2 protein-coding genes are annotated in these 3,641 nt (G+C 58.9%); both read right to left on the bottom strand.

Going from position 1 to position 3,641, the window contains the following annotated elements; all coding sequences use genetic code 11:
• Window positions 1-2,573, bottom strand: a 2,573-nt coding sequence (locus BGIM_RS55970) for a hypothetical protein (protein ID WP_193789083.1), incomplete at its 3' end; no start/stop codon positions are given.
• Between the two features lie 171 nt (window positions 2,574-2,744).
• Window positions 2,745-3,227 carry a hypothetical protein gene (locus BGIM_RS64285; RefSeq protein WP_020476096.1) on the bottom strand — a complete coding sequence of 161 codons (483 nt, stop codon included), beginning with the start codon at window positions 3,225-3,227 and terminating at the stop codon, window positions 2,745-2,747.
• Window positions 3,228-3,641: the final 414 nt, after the last annotated feature.

Raw genomic sequence — 3,641 nt, 5'->3', positions numbered from 1 at the left:
CCGCCCGCCGGAGTGATCGCCCCCGGTCCGATGGAGGTCCAGGCGGGATCGCCGAGAAGGGCGCCGTTCGGGGCGGCTTGAGGCGTGCTGACCGCCGCCCCCGGAGGAGTGCCTGCCACCTTGGCCGGGCTGGCCATGCCGGAAGCTTGCGGAGCGGGATTGAGTCCGAACAACGGAATCGTGGTCTCGTCACCGGGGCCTTCCTCCACCGGTTTGGGGTCGGATTCCGATTTGTTCGACAAAACCGAGACATCGTAATCAACATCGTATCCGACGGTCAGCGAGGCATATGAATCGGGGGTCAGTCCATCAAATTGCGGAGCGAACAGATTGCCCTTGAAGCCGACTTTCAAGAGGCTCTTCAAATCCGCGGTTCCGGTGCCCGTGACGCTGGCATCGAACAAATCGACGCTGAAATTAACTCCCAGAATATTCTTCAACACGGGAGTCAGCGCCAAGATGCCCGCGCTGACTTGAACGCCCGCCTTGACGTTCAACTCCGCCTCACCTTCGGCCTTCAAGGCAATGTAGGAAGTTCCGGGGACAAGGTTAAAATTCTTGTCCACCGTAAGGCTTGCCCAAGTTTCGAGCTTGGTCGCCTCGGCCCGGAAGTCGCCCGCCAAATTAAAGTTTCCATCAATGGTGAACGGCCCGAGGTGCGCCGGGACGGGGATACTCCATCCCTTGTTGAATGATTTTTCAAACAGCGTCTTGATGCCATATTGTTTGAGCAAATCGAAATGATCCGTCGTGATCGTCAGGCTCGTCAGGTCGAGCGTGTCGGCCGCCAGGTTTCCGTCGACATGAAGATTTTGAATCGCCAGATCGCCCGACTTGTCTAGGAGCGACTTGCCAAGCACCTGCGCCGAGGCGCTCCATTGTTTCCGTAGCAAGATGCCCTGCGACGATCCGTTCAGGGGAATCACCGCCTTGAAACTCAGGTGCATGTCAACCGACGTGTCCAGACCATCAAAAATGGGCAGACTGGCAAAGGATACCTTGCCGAAATCCTTTTGAAACACGGGGATTTCCACCGGAACCACAAATGCGCTGTTGAGACCGGGCAACATGGGATCGGCGAAGAGCGTGTAGTCCGACCCGTGCATGTTCTTCTTGAGCCAGTCCGGCGGGGTCAGGACCGTCAGCCCGACCGGCGTGTCCTTGTTGAAGTATCGGCCGGCGTTGCCATTGGCGACGGCGTTTCGCTCGCCCGGCGTGACGTAAAAATTGTAATCAGCGCCCGTGGCCAGCGTGTCATTGAATCGGTTGCTGTCAATGAGGAATGTTGTCTTTTTGCCTTGAAACACGGGAACTTTCAACGCAACAAGCGCCTTTGACGATTGATCAACGAAGGCGATATCCAGTTTGTCCTGATAAGCCTTGGCCAGACGCAAATCCGGCAGCGTGGCGGTGACGCTCAGGGGGACATGCTCCCCGGCGAGCAGCCGCAACTGATCGACATCCAGCACGGTGGAGGGATCGCTGACCGGCGACGCCTTCAACTGCAACGCCAGATGATCGACAATGTCAATGGTACCCGTGTCCGTGGCGATCGTTTGACCTTGGGCGTCGAGCCCGGTGACCGTCACCTGATAACTGCCCCCCTGTTGAAACAATCCGGGGTTGATCTTGAAGTCGGCCTCGCTGGTCCCCGCCTTGACCGTCTTCGTGACATGGTTCTCGTTCCCCGTCCCGCCGGGCATGTTTGCGATGTCCAGCTTGATTTTGGCGATCCCGCTGCCGCTGGATTTGACCGAGATGAGATCATCCAGCTTGACCCCGGCCAGATACGGCCCGAGATGAACATTCGGGCTTGCCGTGTTTGGTTGAGCAGTTGTGTTTGGTTGAAGGCCGGGGGAGGCCGACGAGTCGTCGTCCGGTTCGTCATAGCTGGCCGAGAAGCTCAGGGAGGCTTCTGGCTGATCGAACGTCATGCCCAGGTTGACGCTCGCGCCAATCTCGCCGTGGAAGTCTCCCGAGCCGCCGACCCAAACGCCGCTGGACCTGCCGGAAGCATCCAGGGAGACGCTGAACGTGCCGCCGATGAGGGCGTCGAAATCGGCCACGTCCCCTCGCGAATTTCCAGACGTGCTCCAGCCGCCGGACGGGGCTTCGTATTTTCCACCCGTCAACACCGGCCAGGCGCCGACGCCGCTCACCCCGGCGTTGAACACGATCGAATCGCTTCCGAAAATGCCGTCTCCAGGAGCCGCCGACGGATCGGTGTCCCAAAGGATGTTCCGTGAACTGTTGAGATGAACATGAACGGGGGCGCCGGGAACGTCACCCGGGTCCGGCACGACCGCCACCACCAACGAGCCGGAAAAGCTAAGATGCCCGGCGCCGATGGCGTTGCTCTGCGAGGTGGTGTCGGGAGAAAAGGTGGCCAGCACACTGCCGGACCATTGCAATCCGTCGGCCTCCGGGGTGGTGGTAAACTCATGCGAATCGTAGGGCGTCGCCTGCGTGCCTGGCTGGCTGACGACTTGCAAATGAACCGGGTTGACCCGGTCTTCCAGCGAGATGATTGACAAGGAGATTTGGCGAAGGTTCCTGCCTTTGCGAGCGCTCATGGTCAAACAAATCTTTCCGTGCCGGGGTGAGGCACATGGGAGTAACAAGCATAGACGGACTCGTCAACAAGGCTGGCAACAGCCGGTGTTGTTCACGAGTTCGCCGAGATTGGCCGATGTTTTTTTGTCAATGTCTTTGGCATCGGATATTGGATTCCGAGCCAGCGAGAGTCAAACGGAGTCCAAAAGCAGACGGTATGATATCGGAAAATGGATCCGTTGGTTACAAAAAATTAACATAAGGTCCTGGCGAATTTTCCGGCATCTCGCCACCGTAAACTGACGGGGCGCGGGCTGCAAAAATGTCCTGATTGGCTCAACGACGAGGGCAACAATGTCTTGATGGCTTGCCGGGCGATGAACCCCCGTAAAAAGATATCGGCAGGGCATCAGCCATAATGGAAACGGAATGATGCCATTGCCAAGATTTTGCAACTGCCCGAAATCACCCGGACAAGCGCTCGCCAAGAACCCGGGGCCGTTTCCAGACCCGGATGTGCCGTCAATCACCCACAGCAATTGATCCCAACCGACTCTTGCCCTGATAAATAAAAAGTGGTCTTGCCGCCGACGTTGGTCGGCGGGGGCAAGACCACTTTTTCTCGCATAACCTGCCATTATTTTTCGCCTCTTGCCGACCGCATACTGCGTCACGAACTCAGACGACTCCGCATCTCCAACAGCAAGCCGGCGATATGTGGCAAGCACGAGGCCTTGACGGCGACCTCACACTCGGCGAAGGGGACGACTCCGCACCGGGCGTCCTCCTCCAAAGCTCCTTCCTTTTGGGACCGCTCGTAGTGCGCGTCCACATCCCGCCACGCCACGCCCAGTCCTCGCGGGGCATGCAGGATCAGCCGGGCCGCCAGATAGTCAGGACTTGAGCCAGCAAACGGTCCGAAATGGTGTGGTTGGGAAACGTGCGGCGTCTGGTTCGGCGTCTGCGCTACTCGCCCCAGAAGCCGCGGACGAACGGGGGAACGTTGAGGGCGTCGGTCTCGGCCACCCCGAACGCCTCCATCAGCTCCAGGTACGCCGCCCGCGTCTTGTCGCCGTCCCACTCGCCGA

Origin of the sequence: Zavarzinella formosa DSM 19928, assembly GCF_000255705.1 — a bacterium.
Lineage (GTDB): Bacteria > Planctomycetota > Planctomycetia > Gemmatales > Gemmataceae > Zavarzinella > Zavarzinella formosa.
The sequence above is the reverse complement of the archived record's forward strand: the minus strand, read 5'-3'. Positions and strand labels throughout refer to the sequence as shown.